This is a genomic window from Psychromonas arctica (assembly GCF_038155225.1).
Classification (GTDB): domain Bacteria; phylum Pseudomonadota; class Gammaproteobacteria; order Enterobacterales; family Psychromonadaceae; genus Psychromonas; species Psychromonas arctica_B.
In genome coordinates, this window is the sequence record NZ_JBAKBA010000003.1 from 13794 (window position 1) to 35819 (window position 22026).

At 36.0% G+C, this 22026-nt stretch carries 18 protein-coding genes; 11 read left to right on the top strand and 7 right to left on the bottom strand.

Annotated features, from left to right (window positions below):
• Positions 1-101 precede the first annotated feature (101 nt).
• The gene (locus V6255_RS02050; protein ID WP_341626656.1) at positions 102-1220 is read right to left on the bottom strand and encodes a GNAT family N-acetyltransferase; all 1119 of its coding nucleotides are present in this window, start codon (positions 1218-1220) and stop codon (positions 102-104) included.
• Between the two features lie 203 nt (positions 1221-1423).
• On the opposite strand from V6255_RS02050, the gene V6255_RS02055 reads away from it, so the two are divergent.
• Positions 1424-2491, top strand: a complete 1068-nt coding sequence (locus V6255_RS02055; RefSeq protein ID WP_341626657.1) for a 3-deoxy-7-phosphoheptulonate synthase — start codon at positions 1424-1426, stop codon at positions 2489-2491.
• Between the two features lie 10 nt (positions 2492-2501).
• Complete coding sequence (tyrA, locus tag V6255_RS02060; protein ID WP_037050809.1) at positions 2502-3629, top strand: bifunctional chorismate mutase/prephenate dehydrogenase; 1128 nt, start codon at positions 2502-2504, stop codon at positions 3627-3629.
• A 162-nt stretch (positions 3630-3791) separates the two neighbouring features.
• Here the strand turns inward: tyrA and hpf are convergent, their stop codons facing one another.
• Entirely contained in the window at positions 3792-4202 is a 411-nt protein-coding gene (hpf, locus tag V6255_RS02065; RefSeq protein ID WP_025566070.1) for a ribosome hibernation-promoting factor, HPF/YfiA family, read from the bottom strand.
• A gap of 370 nt (positions 4203-4572) precedes the next feature.
• Here hpf and V6255_RS02070 point away from each other — a divergent pair, with 370 nt between their 5' ends.
• Genes V6255_RS02070 through V6255_RS02090 form a run of 5 tightly spaced genes read left to right on the top strand, consistent with a single transcriptional unit; the run spans position 4573 to position 12027 of the window.
• Positions 4573-6345, top strand: coding sequence for an extracellular solute-binding protein (locus V6255_RS02070; RefSeq protein WP_341626658.1), 1773 nt, complete (start codon positions 4573-4575; stop codon positions 6343-6345).
• Complete coding sequence (locus tag V6255_RS02075) at positions 6345-7427, top strand: microcin C ABC transporter permease YejB (RefSeq protein ID WP_341626659.1); 1083 nt, start codon at positions 6345-6347, stop codon at positions 7425-7427. The genes V6255_RS02070 and V6255_RS02075 overlap by 1 nt, the downstream gene beginning before the upstream one ends.
• Positions 7427-8476 (top strand): ABC transporter permease, encoded by a 1050-nt coding sequence (locus V6255_RS02080; RefSeq protein WP_425355896.1) that lies wholly within the window; start codon positions 7427-7429, stop codon positions 8474-8476. Before V6255_RS02075 ends, V6255_RS02080 begins: the two co-directional genes overlap by 1 nt.
• The gene (locus V6255_RS02085; RefSeq protein ID WP_341626660.1) at positions 8473-10065 is read left to right on the top strand and encodes an ABC transporter ATP-binding protein; all 1593 of its coding nucleotides are present in this window, start codon (positions 8473-8475) and stop codon (positions 10063-10065) included. Before V6255_RS02080 ends, V6255_RS02085 begins: the two co-directional genes overlap by 4 nt.
• Before the next feature lie 39 nt (positions 10066-10104).
• The gene (locus tag V6255_RS02090; protein WP_341626661.1) at positions 10105-12027 is read left to right on the top strand and encodes a transglycosylase SLT domain-containing protein; all 1923 of its coding nucleotides are present in this window, start codon (positions 10105-10107) and stop codon (positions 12025-12027) included.
• Between the two features lie 121 nt (positions 12028-12148).
• Here the strand turns inward: V6255_RS02090 and V6255_RS02095 are convergent, their stop codons facing one another.
• On the bottom strand, positions 12149-12577 hold the full coding sequence (locus V6255_RS02095; RefSeq protein WP_341626662.1) for a type IV pilin protein: 429 nt from the start codon (positions 12575-12577) through the stop codon (positions 12149-12151).
• Between the two features lie 510 nt (positions 12578-13087).
• Positions 13088-13540 (bottom strand): transcriptional regulator ArgR, encoded by a 453-nt coding sequence (gene argR, locus V6255_RS02100; protein ID WP_160060398.1) that lies wholly within the window; start codon positions 13538-13540, stop codon positions 13088-13090.
• A gap of 197 nt (positions 13541-13737) precedes the next feature.
• Here argR and V6255_RS02105 point away from each other — a divergent pair, with 197 nt between their 5' ends.
• The 4 genes from V6255_RS02105 (at position 13738) to cysG (ending at position 17749) form a co-directional block, all read left to right on the top strand.
• Complete coding sequence (locus V6255_RS02105) at positions 13738-14493, top strand: transporter substrate-binding domain-containing protein (protein WP_341626663.1); 756 nt, start codon at positions 13738-13740, stop codon at positions 14491-14493.
• A 169-nt stretch (positions 14494-14662) separates the two neighbouring features.
• Positions 14663-15598, top strand: a complete 936-nt coding sequence (gene mdh, locus V6255_RS02110; protein WP_341626664.1) for a malate dehydrogenase — start codon at positions 14663-14665, stop codon at positions 15596-15598.
• 101 nt (positions 15599-15699) lie between these two features.
• A complete protein-coding gene (locus tag V6255_RS02115; protein WP_160060401.1) occupies positions 15700-16095 on the top strand; it encodes a CBS domain-containing protein in 396 nt (131 codons plus the stop codon).
• A 235-nt stretch (positions 16096-16330) separates the two neighbouring features.
• The gene (gene cysG, locus V6255_RS02120) at positions 16331-17749 is read left to right on the top strand and encodes a siroheme synthase CysG (RefSeq protein WP_341626665.1); all 1419 of its coding nucleotides are present in this window, start codon (positions 16331-16333) and stop codon (positions 17747-17749) included.
• Between the two features lie 139 nt (positions 17750-17888).
• Here the strand turns inward: cysG and glgA are convergent, their stop codons facing one another.
• The 3 genes from glgA to glgC (V6255_RS02135) all read right to left on the bottom strand — a co-directional run bounded on the left by glgA (position 17889) and on the right by glgC (V6255_RS02135) (position 21949).
• Positions 17889-19367 (bottom strand): glycogen synthase GlgA, encoded by a 1479-nt coding sequence (gene glgA, locus V6255_RS02125; protein ID WP_160060403.1) that lies wholly within the window; start codon positions 19365-19367, stop codon positions 17889-17891.
• A 76-nt stretch (positions 19368-19443) separates the two neighbouring features.
• Positions 19444-20667, bottom strand: coding sequence for a glucose-1-phosphate adenylyltransferase (gene glgC, locus V6255_RS02130; protein ID WP_341626666.1), 1224 nt, complete (start codon positions 20665-20667; stop codon positions 19444-19446).
• 55 nt (positions 20668-20722) lie between these two features.
• Positions 20723-21949 carry a glucose-1-phosphate adenylyltransferase gene (gene glgC / locus V6255_RS02135; protein WP_341626667.1) on the bottom strand — a complete coding sequence of 409 codons (1227 nt, stop codon included), beginning with the start codon at positions 21947-21949 and terminating at the stop codon, positions 20723-20725.
• Positions 21950-22026 lie beyond the last annotated feature (77 nt).

Sequence of the window (22026 nt, forward strand, 5' to 3'; positions counted from 1 at the left end):
TTTATTTATAACTGTGAAAGCTAATTTGAAAGCTAATTTGAAAGGTTAGATATTTTTAAACGTTAAATATTAATAAAGTGGCTAAAAGTGCCTTTCAAATACTATATTTTTTGAGGTTTAAAATATTTACCGGTTGGCCAAATAGTCATTAATTTAAACAATACGTTTTTGATTTTATTTGGCCAAATAAGTAAATTTTGCCCTTCTCGTTTTTGTGCTAACCAACGTCTTTTATGATTAGTATACACGCCTAAAAAGTCATAATCGCTGAGTTGTTCTTTTAAACATTGCTGAAAAACATGATAACGTAAAACTTGCCCGATACCATTCTGAAAATCAGCATTAAACCCTTCTTGTAATGCAAAAAACTGACTTTGATAAACGTAACCGATTTGCATTGCTTGCGTGACACCTTCACATTGTAATTTGGCTAATCGTAACCAACCTTGCTGTAGTGCTTTAACTGCAAAGTCTTGATAAAAAGCGGCCATCTCAGGGCGTCTTTCAAATGAACCTTGTAAGCCTGCATTTTGCCAACGTAAATTATGCAATTCAAATAGTCGATTTAACTCTTTTTCAAGTAATGACGGATCATCACAAAAGCTCACCTGCCAATCACCTTGTCGACTTAAATAATTTTGTGTTTGTTTTATGTTGGTGCGTAAGCTTTTAGATAGCGAAGGTAATACTTGTTCTGATACGTTTTTGAGTTCAGTATTCGCAAATTCTACAACGCGAGATTTCATATTTAGCTGTGGCGTCTTTTGCAGTGAAGTCAGTAACGTTTCTCCTCCTTTAGTCCAGCTGGCTACGTTACTATACCAAATAAGATCCCACTGTGATGCTTGAACGCTAGTTAATAAGGTTGACCACAATAAAGCTTTTAATTGAATTGTCTGTTCTTGTTTGACGATGAAATTAGAATATTCAGAGCCGATACCTTGATCTCCAGCAAACCTTAATACTTGATAAGTAAAAAATTTGAATAAACGATAAGGCTGAATATAAAAGGGAGCAATAGCGACAACTTGCTGTGCTTGTTTTAGTACCACAAAAAATGGCTTGGTATTAGGTGAGCAAGTCTTCTTCCAACTCTCTATCCATTGCCATGTTAAGAAAATATTATCTGCATCAGATTGTTGTAATAACGGGTTCCAATCTTCCTTTAGTTTTTCTATTTCAGACCATGACGTCATAATATGGGGAGTAATTGTCTGCATCTTGATATTAAACACCTTTGGTTATGAACGTTAGTAGAGATAACTAAATAAACGATTTCTGTGCTTTATTGTAAAACAAAGCGCGATAATTTAGGTGTTAATTTGATTAAAACTGCATTTATTTAACCACTATCGCTTAATCGCATGATCTATTATTTTGCTATGCTATTATGTTTTCACTATTAATTGTCAATGAGAGTAAAATGACTACGCAAACAAATGAAAATATCCACATCGAATCAGAAACCGTTTTAATCACACCTGCAGAGCTTAAAGCGTCTTTGCCCGCTTCTGATAGTGTGTATCAATTCATTAACGAATCTCGTCAAACTATATCTAATATCGTGCACAAAAAAGACCCTCGTTTTTTAGTGATCTGCGGTCCTTGTTCAATTCATGATATCGAAGCTGCTAAAGATTATGCAACGCGTTTGAAAGAGTTACGTGATCAATATAAAGATACTTTATATATTGTAATGCGAGTTTATTTTGAAAAACCACGTACCACTGTTGGTTGGAAAGGTTTAATTAATGACCCTCATATGGATGATTCATTCGATATCGAAACAGGTCTTAAAAGAGCACGTGAATTATTGTTATGGATTGCTGAATTAGGCTTACCTATTGCTACTGAAGCATTAGACCCAATTAGCCCACAATACATCGGTGATTTATTTAGTTGGGCAGCGATTGGTGCTCGTACGACAGAATCTCAAACACACCGTGAAATGGCGAGTGGCTTATCAATGCCAGTTGGCTTTAAAAATGGTACTGACGGTAGCCTATCTACTGCAGTTAATGCAATGCAATCAGCTTCTGCACCACATCGTTTTATGGGCATTAACCAAGCTGGGCAAAGTGCTTTATTACAAACTGCTGGTAATAAAGATGGTCACGTTATTTTACGTGGCGGTGGTGGTAAACCAAACTACGATTCAATCAATGTCGCATTAGCTGAGCAAGCTTTAGTTAAAGCTAAAATGGAAAGCATTCTTATTGTTGATTGTAGTCATGAGAACTCTAATAAGAATCATGAACTACAACCATTAGTAGCAAAAAATGTATTCCGCCAAGTAGTTGATGGCAATACATCTATCATCGGTATTATGCTAGAAAGTCATATTAATGCGGGTAATCAACCTGCGTCATTACCTGCTGATAAACTGCAATACGGTGTATCAGTAACGGATGCGTGTATTGATTGGCAAACGACCTGTGAATTATTAGAGCAAGCGGCCGTATTATTAAAAGATACTGTCCAGAACAAATAAGAAGTAAATTATGCCTTTAAGTAAATTAAGAGATCAGATTGATGCTGTAGACCAGCAAATAATTGATTTATTAGCAGAGCGTTTACGCCTAGTAGGTGAAGTTGGCGAAGTGAAAACTAAGCATGGCTTGCCTATTTATGTGCCTGAACGTGAAGCTGCGATGTTAGCTAAGCGCCGTGAAGAAGCTGAAAAGAAAGGCGTACCTGCAAACCTGATTGAAGATATCTTACGTCGTACTATGCGTGAATCTTATGCTAGTGAAAATGAGACAGGTTTCAAAACAGTTAACCCTGCGATGAAACGTATTGTTATTATTGGTGGTAATGGTTTATTAGGTCAGCGTTTTGTTGAAATGTTTAAATTATCTGGTTATGACGTCGATATTTTAGGTCGTGCAAACTGGGACCAAGCTGAAGCTATTTGTAGTAAAGCTGGATTAGTTATTGTTGGTTCGCCAATTGATGTGACTGTTGATGTGATTAAGCAACTTACTTTCTTACCTGAAGATTGTATTTTAACGGATATTACTAGCATCAAAGACGCTCCTTTAACTGAGATGTTAGCGGTACATAAAGGTCCTGTCGTCGGTTTACACCCTATGTTTGGTCCTGATATCTCAAGCTTTGCAAAACAAGTTATTGTTTACTGTGATGGACGTAATCCTGAAAAGTACCAATGGTTAATTGATCAAATGAAAATTTGGGGCGCCCATTTATACCCTGTGGCAGCACCAACGCATGATGAGTCAATGACCTTGATTCAAGCATTACGTCACTTTACGAGCTTTGTTTACGGTGTGCATTTACAAGAAGTCGATGCAGACTTAGAACAGTTGTTAGACCTAAGCTCGCCTATTTATCGCTTAGAACTAGCAATGGTAGGGCGTTTATTTGCACAAGAGCCTGCTTTATATGCTGACATTATCTTATCGCAAAAAAATAACCTAACCATGATAAAGCGTTACCATAAACACTTTGCTGATGCGATTGAACTGTTAGAAAACAACAATCGTGAAGAGTTTATTGCTCGCTTTAAGTCTGTGACGAATTGGATGGGAGATTACTCGGAGTTATTCTTAAATGAAAGTCGAGTAATGTTGCAACAAGTGCATGACAATCGCCATTACGAAGAGAAGTAATCTAGTTATTTAGTGCTTTGTGAAGGGCACTAAATAACTACTTTCTCAAAGGCAGGTTTTCGTAAAAGGCAGGATCAAAAAAGGAGGTTATTAACCTCCTTTTTTCTTTACGAGCAGTTATTTATGAACCGTTATCTAAGTGCTCTAGTGAGTAGCAAATGGCTAAGCCACAAACTCTTTATTTAATTTGATCTCAGCATCTGATTCAATTTCAATTTCTGGCTCTTCAATAGCCTCTCCTGAAATTTCTCCGTTACGACATAAGTCTTTACCATTATTCTTGGCACGGTTTGCTTCATCTTTATGGGTATGTTTATTTAGCTGACGTTCGATTTTTGAGAATAACTGATTGATTCCCACATATAAGTCATCATGCTCAGCATGAGCAAAAACTTTACCGTTTGGAACGCCAATAGTACCTTCTATTTTTACGCCTTTAGGTTCTTTAGTGATAATGAAATGGGGATTGATTAATGAAATTTGAAGTTTCTGTAGTTTCTCGAAACGTTCTTCTACTTTTGCGCGCATTGTGTCTGTGATAGTAATTTGTTTGCTAGTAATTTCAATTCTCATATAGGACACCTTTTTGTTATACACTTTATCGTGTTCATTAATAGACTAGGCTTTTCGAAGTGATTTACAAGTGATCTAGATCACATTAATTAAGCCTTTTAGATAAACAGATTTATTTTTTGAACTAGCTATATTTTCTTAAAAATATTTCAACTTTTACTTGTTGAATGCTACTAATTAGTCCATTTTAGTGGTGATAAGTTCCGTGCTTTTTATTACTTCTTCTTTATATCTCCTTTTTATATTTAAAAACCTTTTATTAACTTAAGCATTTGTTATCTTTACTTCTCTTCTATTTTTTAAGTCTGACTTGAGTTTTATTATTATGAATATAATTAAGTGTATACGCATTTTGATATTTTGCGCTCTATTGCCAATAAGTTTCTTTGCTAATAGTGAATCTTGGCGTGATGCTATTAGTATGTATGGTGATCTCAAATATAAAAATAATTTTAAATATTTTGAATATGCGAACCCAGATGCACCTAAAGGAGGGGCTTTCAAACAAGCGAGTATAGGGAGTTTTGACTCACTAAACCCTTTTATTGTAAAGGGTAATGCAGCGACTGGTATTACACGTATTTACGATACGTTATTAGAACAATCTACTGATGAGCCTTTTAGTTTATATGCATTGATTGCTGAAAAAGTAAAAGTTGCAGATGACTATAGTGCAGTTAGTTTTTTAATTAATCCAGATGCTAAATTTCATGATGGTGTAGCGATAACGGCTGATGATGTTAAGTTTAGTTTTGATTTGTTGGTAGATGAAGGTGCACCGCACTTTCGCTCATATTATTCAGGGGTTGAAGAAGTCACGGTAGACTCATTACTGAAAGTGACTTTTCATTTTAAAGAAATCGGTAATCGTGAATTACCTTTAATTATTGGGCAAATCCCTATTTTACCAAAGCACTTTTGGAAGGGAAAAGAGTTTGCTAAAAGTGGTTTGGTGGTTCCATTAGGTTCTGGTCCATACCAAGTAAAAAGCTTTGATGCAGGTAAGCAAATTATATATGAGCGAGTAGCTGATTATTGGGCAAAAGATCTTGGGGTGAATAAAGGACGCCATAATTTTGATCAGATCATTATTGATTATTATCGTGATGATGCTGTTGCATTTGAAGCGTTTAAATCCGGTGCTTTTGATTACCGATTCGAAAGCTCCTCAAAGCGTTGGTCGACCGGTTATGTTGGCGATCAATTTAAGACTAATGACATTATATTAGAGACCATTGCGGATAAAAATCCTCAAGGTATGCAAGGCTTTTGGTTTAATTTACGTCGAGATAAATTTAAAGACCCTAAAGTACGTGAAGCGATCTCATTATTGTTTGATTTTGAGTGGGCTAACAAAACTTTGTTTTATGGCGCTTATACACGCATAGATAGTTTTTATTCTGGATCTGAATTATCAACTGAAGCAAATATCAGCGAAGCAGAAAAAGAAATATTATTACCTTATAAAGATCGGCTTCCAGCATCTGTTTTTAAACCGATAGAAAGTAATAAAACATCGGGTAATGGCAATGTAAGAGAACAAATGCGACAAGCGGTTACACTATTATCAGAGGCAGGATACGAGTTAAAAGACAGTAAAATGCAAAATAAACAGGGTGAGCAATTAAACTTTGAATTTTTATTGTATAGCAAAGACTTTGAACGGGTTATTCATCCATTTCGTCGTAACCTTCAACGGATAGGCATTAAAACTGATATTCGTTTGGTCGATGTGTCTCAATTTATTAATCGATTAAACAATTTTGAGTTCGATATGTTGTCATTACGTAAAGGTCAGTCTATTTCACCTGGCAATGAGCAAGCTTCTTTTTGGGGGTGTGATACTGCCAATCAGGTCGGCACTTCAAATTGGGCTGGGATTTGTTCTCCGGTTATTGATGAATTAACGAAACAATTAATAACCGCATCAACGCGAGAGCAGTTAGTGAATGTAACTAAAGCATTAGATCGTGTTTTATTATCTGAACATATAGTGATCCCTCAATGGTACTTACCCGCTTATCGTATTGCGTATTGGGATAAGTTCTCTCGACCTAAAGTATCGCCTTATTATGATATAGGCTTAGATACTTGGTGGAGTAAACAACCAGAAAAATCAGTTACTGAACAAGAGAGTCAATAATGCATCAATATATTTTAAAGAGGCTGTTACTGATTATTCCAACCTTAATTGGCATCATGACGCTCAACTTTTTTATTGTCCAAGTCGCACCAGGTGGCCCTGTTGAACAAGCCATTGCCAAATATCAAGGTATTGATTCTGAAGCGACGTCTCGAGTGACGTCGAGTACGAGTAGTGAGATAAAACAAGGCTCAAATAGTGGTAGTCAATATCGTGGTGCACAGGGAGTCGACCCTGAATATATCGCCAGATTAGAAAAGTTATATGGCTTTGATAAACCCCTCGTAGAACGTTACTTTTCAATGCTATGGCGTTATATTAACTTTGATTTTGGTGATAGTTTTTACCGAGATAAGAGCGTAATTGATTTGATTTACGAAAAAATGCCTGTGTCTATTTCTTTAGGTTTATGGACGACGTTACTCGCCTATTTAATTTCTATTCCGTTAGGCATCAAAAAAGCCACGGCGCATGGTACTAAATTTGATGTTTGGACTAGTACCATTGTCACCATAGGTTATGCGATACCTGCCTTTATTTTTGCGATTATTTTAGTGGTGTTATTTGCTGGTGGATCTTATGTTAGTTGGTTTCCATTACGAGGATTAACGTCTGACAACTTTGACCAATTATCTTTATTTGGGCAAATAAAAGATTATTTTTGGCATTTAGTTTTACCGATATTAGCAAGTGTATTAGCAAGCTTTGCAACACTCACCATGTTAACTAAAAACTCCTTTCTAGATGAAATCAATAAACAATACGTCATTACTGCTCGGGCTAAAGGTTGTTCAAAAAATCGTGTTTTATATGGTCATATTTTCCGTAATGCAATGTTATTAGTTTTAGCTGGTTTGCCTGCGGCATTAATTGGTATTTTCTTTACTGGCTCGATGTTGATTGAAGTTATTTTCTCATTAGATGGATTAGGTTTACTGAGTTTTGAATCAGTAATTACGCGAGACTACCCGGTTATTTTTGGTTCTCTTTATATCTTTACGTTAGTTGGTTTAGTGCTTAAGTTAATCAGTGATGTTACCTATACCTTAATCGATCCACGCATTACATTCGAGGGTCAATAATGTCGTTATTACTTACTTGGCAACGCATCAAAAAAAATCCAAGCAACCATCAACGATGGGCACAGTTTAAAGCGAATAAACGCGGTTATTATTCGTTATGGATTTTTAGCATTTTATTTTTACTCAGTTTAATCGGGGAAGTATGGGTAAATGACAAGCCGATTATGGTGTCTTATCAATCGAATTGGTATTTCCCAATTATACAAGATATTCCGGAAGATCAATTGGGTGGTGATTTTGATATCAATACGGATTATCGAGACCCTTATATGGTGCAACAAATTAATAAAGACGGGTGGATGATTTGGCCGCTCATTCCATTTTATTACGACTCCATTAATTATGAATTAACCAGTGCCGCACCTTCGGCGCCAGATGCAGTGAATTGGCTCGGTACAGATGACCAAGGGCGAGATGTAGTTGCTCGTTTAGTCTATGGGTTTCGTATTTCAGTTGTTTTTGCATTATCGCTCACCATAGTAAGTTCAATTATTGGCGTCATTGTCGGCGCCATACAAGGTTATTATGGCGGTAAAATCGATTTAATTGGGCAACGTTTACTAGAAATATGGGAAGGGCTGCCAATGCTCTTTATGTTGATTATTTTAGCAAGCTTTGTAGAGCCTACCTTCACTTGGTTATTAGGGTTAATGATTCTCTTTAGCTGGCCTAGTTTAGTGAGCGTGGTGCGTGCTGAGTTTTTGCGTGGGCGCCATTTAGAATATGTAAAAGCGGCAAAAGCGTTAGGTGTAAAAGACAGTAAAATTATGTTCAAACATATTCTCCCTAACGCAATGATTGCAACCTTAACCTTCATGCCTTATTTATTTACTGGTGCATTAACCACGTTAACATCATTGGACTTTTTAGGATTTGGGTTACCGCTGGGCTCAGCTTCTTTAGGTGAAATGATTTCCCAAGGTAAAGAAAACTTACATGCGCCTTGGTTAGCGATTACTGCTTTTATCTCTTTATCGAGTATTTTAGTGTTATTAGTCTTTATTGGTGAAGCCGCGCGTGATGCTTTTGACCCGAGGAAAACATTATGAGTGAACAATCGTGTCTTTTAAAAGTCGATAATTTAGCGGTTAGCTTTGCAGATCAAAATATCTTATCTGGTGTTAGCTTTAGTTTAGAGCAAGGTAAAACATTAGCTATTGTTGGTGAAAGTGGATCTGGAAAATCATTGACGGCACTCTCAATACTGCAATTATTACCTTACCCACATGCACATCATCCTAGTGGCGATATTATCTTTGAAGGTGAGTCTCTGATGGCGAAGTCAGATGCTGTCTTAGAAGCGGTTCGCGGTAATAAAATAAGTATGATTTTTCAAGAACCAATGACGTCGTTAAATCCATTACATAGTATTGAGAAACAGATCGAAGAGACGTTGTTATTACATAAAGGGTTAACGGGTAAAAAGGCACAATTACGTACCCTTGAGTTATTAGAGTTAGTGGGGATAGACAATCCTGCTTCACGTTTAAAAGCTTATCCTCATGAATTATCTGGAGGGCAACGTCAACGTGTCATGATTGCGATGGCACTTGCTAATGAACCTAATCTATTAATTGCTGACGAACCAACAACGGCTTTAGATGCAACGATTCAAAAACAAATTCTAACGTTATTAAGATCATTACAGCAACGTTTAAATATGGCGATTTTGTTGATCACTCATGACCTTAATATTGTTCAGCAATTTTCGGATCATGTATTAGTGATGTGTAAAGGTCAGCAAGTGGAGTATCAAGCAACACAGGCGCTTTTTGATTCACCTGACCACCAATATACTAAGAAATTGTTAAACGCGGTTCCAACAGGGAAAATGGCTTCTCTCGTTGATCCTAAAGTGATTCTTGAAGCAGAAAATATGAATGTAAGCTTTCCTGTCAAAAAGAATTTTTGGGGGAAAACAACAAAATCATTAGATGTGGTTAAAAATGTTTCATTAAAAATACATGAAGCAGAAACATTAGCGTTAGTGGGTGAAAGTGGTTCAGGTAAAAGTACTTTAGCCCAAGCATTATTATATTTGAATAAGCATACTGGTCAGGTTGTCTATCTAGGTCAAAGTATTAACACATTGGCAAAAGATGATTTACAAGCACTTCGTCAGGAGTTGCAAATTGTATTTCAAGATCCTTACGCCAGCTTGAGCCCGAGAATGTCAGTGCAAGATATCATTGCAGAAGGTGTACATGTATTTAATACCGATAGAGCCTTAAGTGACCAAGATATTAATGAGCAAGTTTCACAGGTACTGATTAAAGTTGGTTTAGATGAAAGTGCCGCTAATCGATACCCGCACCAATTTTCAGGCGGGCAGCGTCAGCGAATTGCTATTGCAAGAGCCTTGATATTAAAACCAAAGCTTATTGTATTAGATGAACCAACATCTGCCTTAGATAGAAGTATTCAAAAACAAATTATTGAATTATTAAAAGCATTACAAAAAGAATTTTCATTAAGCTATTTATTTATCAGCCATGACCTATCAGTGGTTAAAGCGGTGAGTCATCGAGTGCTGGTAATGAAGGCGGGTGAAATAGTTGAACAAGGTTTTACCTCAGCTATATTTGAAAATGCACAACATCCTTATACACAAGAGTTGCTATCATCGACCATTTTGTGAAATGATGTTTAAATTATCTATTATTTACATTAGGAACTTATGAGAAAATTAATTTTAGGCTGCTTGCTGTTTTCTGCATCAGGCATGAGTAGTGCATTAAGTTTAGATGTTCAGCGTGAAATTTTTACTGATACTTTAGATTTACAAGAAAAAAAAGAATGGCAAAAAGCCAACCAAAATATTGAGAAAATAACTGATTATCCACTTGCTTATATTGCAGAATATAATTATTTAAAAGCGAATATTGACGAAGTTAGCGATCAAGAAGTATTAAGTTTCATCAAAAATAATAAAGGTAAAGTCGTTACTGATGATTTACAACGTAGTTATTTGTTTTCTCTTTCTAAACAGAAAAATTGGTCACAATTCTTAACTGCTTTCCCTAGAATGCCAAATAATAAAACGTTGAAATGCCATTATTTACAAGCTTCTATCGCAACAGGCAAAAGCCAGCAAGCTTGGTCTGATGCTCAACAATATTGGCTGTCTAGTACTTCATTACCTAATGCTTGTGATGATGTGTTTGTGTTTTACCAGAATGATAAGCAATTAACTAAACAACATATATGGCAGCGTTTTCAATTAGCCTATGTGAAAAACAAGCAAGGTTTAATGCGTTTTTTAATCGCCCGAATGGATAAAAAAACGGCAGCAGTGGCTACTGAATTATACGAACTTCAACAAAATCCAAAAAATGTATTAAATAGCCAACTATTCTCTTCTCGTAAAGAGGCTAGTTTTGGTTTCTTGGTGCCAACAATTCAACGTTTAGCGAAGATCGATATTGATTTAGCGATGCAAGCTTATGCTAAATTTGATAAACAAGTACCTTTCACTGCTGCTGAGAATAAACGCATTAAAACTCAATTTGCTAGTGTTGTTGTGCAACGTAATAAAAGCAAATATTTTTCATGGTTAGATAAAGAATTAGGCGCGTTAGGTAATGTTTCGTTAATCGAACAACGTATTCGTTATGCTATTAAACGTGGAGATTGGAAAAATATCGAGTTTTGGATTTCTCAATTACCTAAATCAGAACGTAATTCATCTGCATGGAAATACTGGCAAGCACGTGTTTTAGAGCAATCAGGAGAAACAGATAAAGCTAAAGTGTTATATCAACAAGTCGCGAAGAATCGTAACTTTCATGGATTTATGGCCTCTCAAAAGTTAGGTGTTAATTTCTCACTTAATGAACAAGTTATTAAAGAGGAAGTTAATGGTTTAACTGCTTTAAAAGGTGATTTAGCCGTTATTAAAGAGATGTTATTTCACAACCTAAATAAACAAGCGAAAGGGCAGTGGTACCGTATTCTTAGTAAGCAAAGCGTAGCAAAACAACAGCAATTAGGGTTGTATGCTTTTAATAATAACTGGCCGTATTTATCTGTATTAGCAAGTATTAGCTCTAAAAGTTGGAATGCACTGGGTATCCGTTTCCCTAATGCTAAAAAAGAATTATTTGTTGGTGCAGCTAAGCAATATAATATAGAAGAAACGTATATTTATGCCATTACGCGTAGAGAAAGTAGTTTTGATCAACATGCTAAATCTCCTGTAGGCGCAAGTGGTTATATGCAATTAATGCCTAAAACTGCAGAAGAAACGGCTAAAAAAATTGGGCTAACGTCGTACAAAGATATTTCTCAACTTGACCAAGGTAAAATTAATGTTCAGTTAGGAGCTGGTTACTTTAATGAATTATTAGAGCGTTACGATGGTAATCGTGTTCTAGCAACGGCTGCTTATAATGCAGGGCCTCATCGAGTAGACAGATGGGTTAGTGCTGGGAAGAAGAAAGGTAATAAAGGTATCGAAATTGATAGTTGGGTAGACACTATTCCTTTTTATGAAACACGTGCTTATGTACAAAATGTATTAGCTTACAATGTTATTTATCAGCATGTTTTAGGTAAACCTTTACAGTTTCTTAAAAATGAAGAGCTTTTAGGCGATTATTAAACCTTTATTTCTATTTAAGAAATAATGATTAGCTCTGTTGACTATATCTATCGGTATGCTAGTCAATGATGGACAAGCTTTTTGTTGTGAATTGTAGATAGCTTTGTTTTACAAAGACTAACTATTGATGCCAACAAAAAGCATTGTCTTGACTACCATCACTGGTTTTAACATTATTCTGATCAATAAATAGTGCCTTACATGCGGCTTTATCATTATTTTGAGAACTACTTATTTTAGCGACTGCCTTCATAACATAGGTATGTGCGGCCGCTGAAACAATACTAAATGTATAATATTCGCTATTTACCGGTAAGCCTGCAGAGGCTGGGTTACTAATGTAAATTGGCTGTAGAATACGGTAGCTGCTTTGCTCCATTTGAGCCTTTATTAATTCAGTTTGTGCATCTCCTCGTCGTGTTGTTATCACAAAACTTTGGTAAGAGGGGTAAGCAATACCGGCTAATATCCCAATAACTACAAGACAAACAAGCAATTCAATTAAAGTAAAACCGTGAAGTTTATTCTCTCTAAAGTCTAGTTTATTCATATCAGCCTCATCTATTTAACTTTATATTCAATTTAACTCATTAAATATGTAATCAAATATTGGTGAAATGGTCGCTTGCTTTAACCTGTAACCTGTTCGATTAATTAGTTAACCTCAGTTCTGGATAAGCAAAGCGATACAACACCGCTATTTCTGCGGATTTCTGCGTTAAATTATCTCTCAATAACCAGTTATTGCTTCAATAATTCGCCTTGAACGATGCAAAACTAACGGCACTGTAGAGTAAAAAATATAACCTTATGATTTTAAATGTAATTCCACTTTCATTAACCAGAATTGAGGTTAGTTATTTAATGAGAGCGTTATTAAGTATAGAAAAGCATTTCTAAATTTCATTATTTCTAATTAAATGATATTGCTTACGTGTATGAAGGATCTATAGCCATTAGGAATGTATTACATTAAGTTCATCAGTAAGAGAGCATTATCATTCGCTCTCATATCACTGATATATTAGATTAATTTGGAAGGGACGGAACTTGAGGGAGGTTAATCAAATAGTTTATGCACAACTGCTAGTGTTGCTTCAATTTCTTGAGTATTACTGGGGGCAATATAAATAGTATCATCTCCTGCGATAGTACCTAAAATTCCTTCTGCTTTACCCATCGAATCTAATAAGCGAGCTATCAATTGCGCCGCTCCAGGGCTGGTACGTATGACGATTAAACTATCATTTCTATCTATATCTACCACTAAGTTTTTAAGCGGGCTGGTGGTTGCTGGTATACCTAACTCGGCAGGTAAACAATAAACCATTTCACCTGTGGCATTTCGTGTTCTAACTGCGCCTGTTTTACTTAACATGCGTGACACTTTAGATTGGTTGATATGCGTAAATCCAGCTTCTATTAAAGCATCGACAATCTCACTTTGTGAGCTCAAATGCTCTTCTTTAAGAAGGCATTTAAAAAAGTCCATTAGTTCAGAAGTCTGTCGCATTGGTGATCCCATAGATAAATTATTATAAAGCTCGTATCTTAATCTAAATCATCGTTACGTTAATAGATTAAATGTCACTTTTTTTGCATATTTATTCGTTTTTTTATAAATAAGTGTATTTGTATAAGCATCGCTACTTTCTTTAATGCAGTTCTGGTAAAATTTTAGAGAAATTAATATTATCAGGATGATTCATTATGATTTCTTTTTCTCGTCACCTCGCACTTATATTTCTCTTATTATCAACTTCATTGAGTGCAAACACTCTAAAACAACTGCAAGTTAAGTTTGCGACTGATGCTAATTATTTCCCTTTTGAATATTTGTCTGAGAAGAAAGAAATTCAAGGCTTTGACATTGATATTGCTAAAGCGATCTGTGAGCAAGCCAATTTAAAGTGTAGCTTTGAACATCATCGTTTTGATGGTTTGTTACTTACCTTACCTTTTGGGCGTTATGATGCAGTCATTGCAGCATTAGATATTACCAGTGAGCGATTAGAGAAAGTCGACTTCAGTGATAGCTACTATAAAGCACCGCCGGTTTTTATCAGTAAAGAGCAATTACAAGGGGAGTTTTCATTAGCAGGTAAATTTATTGGCGTTCAGGCAAATACGTCGAATCAAAGTTATCTTATTCAATTTGCAAAAGAAAACAGTTATATCGTGCCTTACTATTCATCCCAGGCGGCTTTTAAGGATTTGAAACTACAAAGAATTGATGCGGTGTTTGCTGATTTTGCTGTTGTAAATGACTTTTTAAGTAAGCAGAAACAAGATAACTCGTTGGTGATTAGTAGAACTGAAGCTGTCTTTATTGAGCAGTTTTCTAAAGGCTATGGTATTGCCGTTAAGAAAAATAATCACATTTTACGTCAACGTTTAAACCTCGGTTTGAAGCGGATTGTTGAAAATGGTACCTATGCAAAGATTTTTCAGGAATATTTCCCTTAAAATAGTTCTTAAAACGACTCACAAAGTAGTGGTAATCATTCCTTAAAATAAGCTACTATTTTACATTCATCACAATTATTTAACATTTTTCACACATGCGTATTTATTCACTTTAGAATGCATACGGTTATTCTTAAATACTTAAAATTTTATTTCATTGGAGAAAAATATGAAAGTTGCTGTTCTTGGTGCTGCAGGTGGTATTGGTCAAGCGTTGTCATTATTATTAAAAACTCAACTACCAGCTGGTTCTGAATTAGCATTATATGACGTTGCTCCAGTTGTTCCTGGTGTTGCTGTTGATTTATCTCACATCCCAACCGCTGTTAAAGTTGAAGGTTTTGGTGCTGACGCGTTAGGTGCTGCATTAACTGGTGCTGATATCGTAATCATCCCAGCGGGTATGCCACGTAAGCCGGGCATGGATCGTGCTGATTTATTCGCAGTTAATGCTGGTATTATCAAAACGTTAGCTGAAGGCATTGTTGCTAACTGTCCTAAAGCATTAGTTGGTGTTATCACTAACCCAGTAAACGGTACTGTTCCAATCGTTGCTGAAGTGTTCAAAAAAGCGGGCGTTTACGATAAAAACCGTATATTTGGTGTAACAACGCTTGATGTTATCCGTAGTGAAGCATTTGTTGCTGAACTTAAAGGGCTCAACGTTGCTGACGTTAAAGTGCCAGTCATTGGTGGTCACTCAGGTACAACTATTTTACCACTTCTTTCTCAAGTTGAAGGTGTAACATTCACTGAAGAAGAAGTGGCTGCATTAACACCACGTATCCAAAATGCCGGTACTGAAGTTGTAAATGCTAAAGCTGGTGGCGGTTCTGCTACTTTATCTATGGGTGCTGCTGCTGCTCGTTTTTGTTTATCTTTAGTTAAAGGTTTACAAGGCGAAGACGTTGTAGATTACGCATACGTTGATATTGATGGTGGCGATGCTCCTTACTTCGCTCATCCGGTACGCTTGGGTGTTAACGGTGTAGTTGAAATTTTATCATACGGTAAATTATCAGCTTTTGAAGAAAAAGCTAAAAACGATATGTTAGTAACACTTAACAAAGACATCCAAGAAGGTGTCGATTTTATAAATAGCTAATCTACTTTTAGTTTTTTTGTAAATTATTGATAAGGTCAGCTATGCTGACCTTTTTTGTGTCTATAATAAAACATGAATTCATTTTGTGTATAGGGAGTGATATGAAAGTATTAGAGGCAATGACTTCAAGAGTTGTCACCGTTGATATGGATGACCGCATGCCAGTTCTTCAAAATATTTTATCACAAGCTGGTTTCCATCATTTATTGGTGGTGGAGGAGGGGAAGTTACAAGGTGTTATTAGTGATCGTGATTTATTACGGACATTAAGCCCTTTTTTAAATACAGAAACAGAATCTGTACGTGATTCAGAAACTGCACAACGACCCGCTCATCAAATAATGACCCGGTCTCCCATTACCATAGAGCCAAATACTTTAGTTAAAGATGCATTAACCTTAATGTTGACGCATGATATTAGTTGTTTACCTGTGCTCGATGGCGATAATATTGTTGGTATATTTACTATTCATGATGGAGTAAGGTCGCTTATTTAATAAGAACTAGCGTATAATTACTCCAATATCTTCGTTAAATACATTGATGATATTGCTATCCTTTGTGCCCCCTATTTTATTACTGCCTCATTTTATTTGTTAAAAAGGATTGTTTAATGAATAAAATAGACAGGATTGATATGCATAAACGTGATAAATAATGTGCTTTAAATCTTTTATATTGCACCTGTTATTCTTTATAGTGTCGACCTAGACTAGTTAAACTGAGATATATATGGATTATCTTCCTATTTTTACCAAATTAAAAAATCGTCATTGCCTTGTGGTTGGTGGTGGTGATATTGCTGCACGTAAAGTACATTTATTATTAAAAGCAAATGCATCAATCACTATTTGTGCTCCTGATATTTGTGATTCATTATTAGAAAAAGCTAAAAATAATCAGCTTACAATCATTAATGAAGCGTTTAGTGATGAATTGATCGAAGGTAAATGGTTAGTTGTTGCTGCAACTAATCAACATCATATTAATGAACATATTGCACAACTAGCTGAACAAAAACAGATTCTAGTTAATGTAGTTGATGAGCCTAAGTTATGTAGTTTCATTATGCCTTCAATTGTTGATCGCTCTCCAATCGTCGTTGCTATCTCTAGTGGCGGTAAAGCACCTGTACTAGCGCGTTTAATACGTGAGCGTTTAGAAGCCTTATTACCAATGCATCTCGGACGTTTGGCAAAAATTTCAGGTGAGTTTAGACACCGCGTCAAACAAGTGATTACTAAAGAGTCTTTACGTCGCCGATACTGGGAAAAGTTGTTTGGTAATGGAGATTTAGCAAGTCTATTACAGAAAGGACAAATTGAACAAGCGCAACAGTTCATGGAAGATAACTTAACTGAAGAAGTTGCTCAAGGGGATGTTGCTCTGGTTGGAGCAGGTCCTGGAGACCCCTCTTTATTGACGTTAAAAGCATTGCAACTGATGCAACAAGCAGATGTTGTTTTATATGACCGCTTAGTCTCTAAAGATATATTAGACTTAGTACGTCGTGATGCAGATTTAATTTCGGTGGGTAAAGCGGCTGGTAAACATGAAGTTGAGCAGTCTCGTACCAACCAAATGCTGGTTGAATTAGCACAGCAAGGTAAAAAAGTGGTGCGTCTAAAAGGCGGTGATTCTTTTATCTTTGGCCGTGGTGGTGAAGAGCTTGAGGAGCTAGTTGAAGCGGGTGTTGCTTTCCAAGTTGTTCCTGGTATTACATCGGCTTCAGGCTGTAGTACTTATGCAGGTATACCATTAACGCATAGAGATTATGCTCAATCAGTCACCTTTGTCACTGGCCATAGAAAACAAGACGGTAAAGCATTAGATTGGAAATCCTTAGCTACACCACACCAAACATTAGTTGTTTATATGGGGCTGATGCGGGCACAAGAGATCCAAACTAATTTATTAATTAATGGACGAGATCAAAATACACCTGTCGCGTTAATCAATAAAGGCACAACAAATGAGCAGCAAGTTATTACTGGGACATTATCTGAGTTATCTACATTAGGTGGTGGCTTAGAAGGGCCGACGATAATGATTATTGGTGAAGTGGTTCATCTATCCTCTAAGCTTGCTTGGTTTAAAGGTGAGAATAATAAGAAACTATCACGTGACCCGTTTTTAGTTAACTTATCTTAGATTATTTATAACCTCCAAATATTCTACCAATAAAAAAGCCTGATTTATCATCAGGCTTTTTAGTTTTTAAGCATTTAAACTATATTGTTAGGTGTCGTTTTTAAAGATCGCTTTTAAACCTATTTTTTAAGTGGAAAGCTTAATTTTCCCAATGTTGGTCTAAGTGTAATGCATCTTGATATAAACGTTCATAGTGCTTAGCAGAGTCAGACCAATAGAAGTGAGATTTCATTGCTTGTTTTTGTAAGCGCAACATTTCTTCTGGTTGCTCAATATAAAGTAATAAAGCGCGACGAAGTATATTTAATAACTGGTTGGGATTAGGATCATAAAACATAAAGCCATTGGCATTATCTGGATCTTGGTCGTAGTCAATGACGGTATCTTTTAATCCTCCCACTGCACGTACAATAGGCAAGGTACCATAAGCTAAACTATAGAGTTGGTTCAAACCACAAGGTTCGAATATAGATGGCATCATAAAGAAGTCTGAGCCTGCTTCAATCAAATGTGATAATTCATTACTGTAAGCATCAATGAATTTAAATTTATCTTTATAATGGCTAGCTAGTGCTGTTAAATGGCCTGTAATGCTAGGATCTCCAGATCCAACAATGATCAATTGTACGTTATGTTTCAAAAAACGATCTAGGATAGGAATAATTAAGCCAAAGCCTTTTTGATCTGTTAAACGACAAACCATCCCATATACAGGAACATCTATCGCTTCCAGTCCAACTTCTTTTTGTAATGCTGCTTTACATTTATCTTTACCTGAAAGATCATTACTATCGAAATTAAATGGTATTAATTTATCTGTCTCAGGACTCCAATCGTTATAATCACAGCCATTTAATATTCCTTGAAAGTCATGAATGCGTTCAATAAAGTGATTTGACATACCGTGAGAGCCTAAGGTTGTTAGTAACTCACTGGCATAGTTTGGACTTACAGTATTGACTTTATCTGCATAAAGAACGCCTACTTTTAAAAAGTTAATATAGCTATAATTTTCTAATACACGTTCATCCATACATGCGCTTACTTCAGGAATAAGGTTTAATTGAGATTTTTCAAAAATACCTTGAAACGCTGAGTTATGACTAGTGATAACTGTTTTGCTGTTAGTAAAGAAAGAGTTGTTATAAAAACGCGTTTTTAATAAATAGGGAACTAATCCAGTATGCCAATCATTACAATGGATAATATCTGGTGAAAAATCTTCAGCTAAAGTGGTCAGTAAAGCGGCTAAACTAAAAAATGCAAAACGTTCACCGTTATCAGGATAAGCATTGTTGTCTTCACCATATAGACCAGGACGATCAAAATAATGTGCGTTATCAATGCCTAATACTTTGATACCATCTAATGAGAGTTCTTGTACTGAAAATTGAATATCTGGGCGTGAGCTATCGGTATGCAAGTTTAATAAATGAGTTTGTTGGGCGTGTTCTCTGTGATTAAGTGTTCGATAAAATGGAGTCACAATAACTATTTCGTGACCTAAATTACGAAGCTCAAGTGGAAGAGACTTTGCTACATCCGCAAGACCACCTGTTTTAGAGAAACCCTCAACTTCAGATGAGATAAATAAAATTTTCAATTTATGAGAATCCATTGGAAACTCCTTTGACTAAGAATATGAGCAACAAAAAAGCTACTTAATGCAGTAGCTTTTAAAATTAAGTTAATAATTAGAAGCCGATTCTGGAACCTTTGGGTATAACGACTATTCCTTCATCAGAAACAGTAAACCGTTTTTTATCATTTTCTAGATTAACGCCAATCTTTACACCATCGGCTATTTCAACATCTTTATCAATAATTGTTTTGATTATTTCACAATCTTTACCGATTTTAGTATCACCTAATAGAACAGATTTATAAACATTACTACGTTGACCAACAAAGCAATTAAAGCCTAATACTGATTTTTTGATTGTAGCGCCAATGATTAAAGCACCGTCGGAGATGAGGGAGCGTCTGATTGAACAAGTGATATCACCATCATTCTGAAAGTTTGCTGCTGGTAACGCAGGGTAGTGGGTATGCATCGGCCATGCTCTATTATAAAAAGAGATTGGAGGAGCTGATTTGATTAGATCCATATTAGCTTCCCAATACGACTCTATAGTGCCCACATCACGCCAATAAGCCTCACCATCTTCATTTAGTATTTTATTAGTAGTGAAGTCATATACAAACACTTTACCCGTTGGCATTAGGTGCGGAATAATATCTTTACCGAAATCATGACTTGATGCTTCATCGGCTGCATCTCGAATTAATTCTCTTTGTAGCTCTTGAGAATTAAAAACATAGTTACCCATTGACGCTAATACATTATCAGGATCACCTGGAATCGTCTTTGCGTCTTCTACTGAAGGCTTTTCAACAAAACCGATCATACGTCCGTCAGTATCTACTTCAATAATGCCAAAATGGTAAGCTTGTTCTTTAGGCAAACGAATAGCTGATACCGTTAAAATAGCGTCTTTTTCTTTGTGGTAGCTAATCTTCTGACGTATGTCCATTTTGTATATATGATCACTACCAAAAATACACACTATTGGAGCATCATCAGCTTCAATAAATTGTAAGTTTTGATAAATTGCATCGGCAGTGCCACTATACCAATGTTTCCCTGTACGCATTTGCGCAGGAATAGCATCAATAAAAGTATCAGTGAAGCTGTTTAATTCCCAAGCTTGGCGTAAATGAGAGTTGAGCGATTGAGATTTAAACTGTGTTAATACATAAATCCTCAATAAATCAGAGTTAACAAAGTTATTAAGTACACAGTCGATAAGACGGTAACTTCCCCCAAATGGAACAGAAGGTTTGGTACGAGACTGTGTTAAGGGGTAAAGGCGTGAACCTTCACCACCTGCTAAAATCATAGAGAGAACTTTTGCCATTATAAAAACCCACCTAAATAATATGAAAACTCATCATTAGTAACCGTTAAAAAGTTTACTCAAACCCCACTCGACTTCCTTTTGCAATGACAACAATACCTTTTTCTGAAACGGTAAAGTGTTTGCGATCTTCTTCTAAATTTTCACCAATAATAGTATTCGGTGCAATTTCAACATTTTTATCGAGAATGACATTGGTTAAACGTGAACCTTTACCAACCTTTGCATTGCCTAAAAATACACAGCCTTTCACTTTTACATGAGTACATAGATGACTTCTAAAACCTAAAATAGAGTTTTCTATAGTCGCGCCGTTAATATAAGAGCCTGCCCCAATATGAGATTTAGACACACTGGTTTCTGAGTCACCTTGATCTCTAAAGGTTGCTGGCGGGAGCGGTGGATGGTAAGTGTGTAATGGCCAATGTTTGTTATATAAAGAAATAGGTTGGTCATCATTTAATAAATCCATATGCGCTTCCCAATAAGAATCGATTGTTCCTACATCACGCCAATATGCATGTTCTGGTTCGCCTGGTATTTTATTTTCACTAAAGTTGTATACATAGACTTTTCCCTGCGGAAATAGTTTAGGGATGATATCTTTACCAAAATCATGACTAGAATTTTCTTCGAAGGCATCTTTTTCTAGTTCTTCGATTAATGTATCTGCTTTAAAAATGTAGTTCCCCATAGAAGCAAGCACATGTTCTGGGTCACCTGGAATGGTTTTAGCTTCTTCAATAGAAGGTTTTTCGGTAAAGCCAATCATGTGGCCTGTTTCATTGATTTCTATAATACCGAAGTGGTGAGCTTGGCTTTTTTGTACTCTAATCGCTGCAACTGTTAATGCTCCACCCATTTTTTTATGGTAATCAACCATTTGTTGAACATCCATTTTATAGATGTGGTCACTACCAAAAATGCATACGTGATCCGCTTTGCTTTTTTCAATAAAACGATAATTTTGATAAATTGCATCAGCCGTACCTGAGTACCAATTTTTGTTGACGCGTTGTTGTGCTGGAATAGCTTCAATAAAGCGATCTGAAATGCCTGATAAACGCCATGCGCGACGTAAATGAATATTGAGGGATTGGGATTTGAATTGGGTCAGAACATAAATTTTCATTAAGTCTGCATTGACGAAGTTATTTAATGCAAAATCTACTAATCTATAATTACCACCAAAAGGAACTGCGGGTTTGGTTCGGTTCTGGGTTAACGGAAAAAGCCGAGACCCTTCACCTCCCGCAAGAATCATAGCTAAAATACCAGACATAGAGCCTCCACATTTTTATATTAGAAAGCTATGTTTACGTTACATAGCTTTTATTCCATTGATGAGTTGATTTTTAA

Bases quoted from the DNA above. Each gene is read 5' to 3' on its own strand.
- glgC (WP_341626666.1), bottom strand. From the start codon at position 20,667: ATGGCAAAAGTTCTCTCTATGATTTTAGCAGGTGGTGAAGGTTCACGC.
- V6255_RS02050 (WP_341626656.1), bottom strand. From the start codon at position 1,220: ATGCAGACAATTACTCCCCATATTATGACGTCATGGTCTGAAATAGAA.
- V6255_RS02080 (WP_425355896.1), top strand. From the start codon at position 7,427: ATGTCGTTATTACTTACTTGGCAACGCATCAAAAAAAATCCAAGCAAC.
- argR (WP_160060398.1), bottom strand. From the start codon at position 13,540: ATGCGACAGACTTCTGAACTAATGGACTTTTTTAAATGCCTTCTTAAA.
- mdh (WP_341626664.1), top strand. From the start codon at position 14,663: ATGAAAGTTGCTGTTCTTGGTGCTGCAGGTGGTATTGGTCAAGCGTTG.
- V6255_RS02095 (WP_341626662.1), bottom strand. From the start codon at position 12,577: ATGAATAAACTAGACTTTAGAGAGAATAAACTTCACGGTTTTACTTTA.
- hpf (WP_025566070.1), bottom strand. From the start codon at position 4,202: ATGAGAATTGAAATTACTAGCAAACAAATTACTATCACAGACACAATG.
- tyrA (WP_037050809.1), top strand. From the start codon at position 2,502: ATGCCTTTAAGTAAATTAAGAGATCAGATTGATGCTGTAGACCAGCAA.
- V6255_RS02085 (WP_341626660.1), top strand. From the start codon at position 8,473: ATGAGTGAACAATCGTGTCTTTTAAAAGTCGATAATTTAGCGGTTAGC.
- glgC (WP_341626667.1), bottom strand. From the start codon at position 21,949: ATGTCTGGTATTTTAGCTATGATTCTTGCGGGAGGTGAAGGGTCTCGG.
- glgA (WP_160060403.1), bottom strand. From the start codon at position 19,367: ATGGATTCTCATAAATTGAAAATTTTATTTATCTCATCTGAAGTTGAG.
- cysG (WP_341626665.1), top strand. From the start codon at position 16,331: ATGGATTATCTTCCTATTTTTACCAAATTAAAAAATCGTCATTGCCTT.
- V6255_RS02090 (WP_341626661.1), top strand. From the start codon at position 10,105: ATGAGAAAATTAATTTTAGGCTGCTTGCTGTTTTCTGCATCAGGCATG.
- V6255_RS02055 (WP_341626657.1), top strand. From the start codon at position 1,424: ATGACTACGCAAACAAATGAAAATATCCACATCGAATCAGAAACCGTT.
- V6255_RS02075 (WP_341626659.1), top strand. From the start codon at position 6,345: ATGCATCAATATATTTTAAAGAGGCTGTTACTGATTATTCCAACCTTA.
- V6255_RS02105 (WP_341626663.1), top strand. From the start codon at position 13,738: ATGATTTCTTTTTCTCGTCACCTCGCACTTATATTTCTCTTATTATCA.
- V6255_RS02115 (WP_160060401.1), top strand. From the start codon at position 15,700: ATGAAAGTATTAGAGGCAATGACTTCAAGAGTTGTCACCGTTGATATG.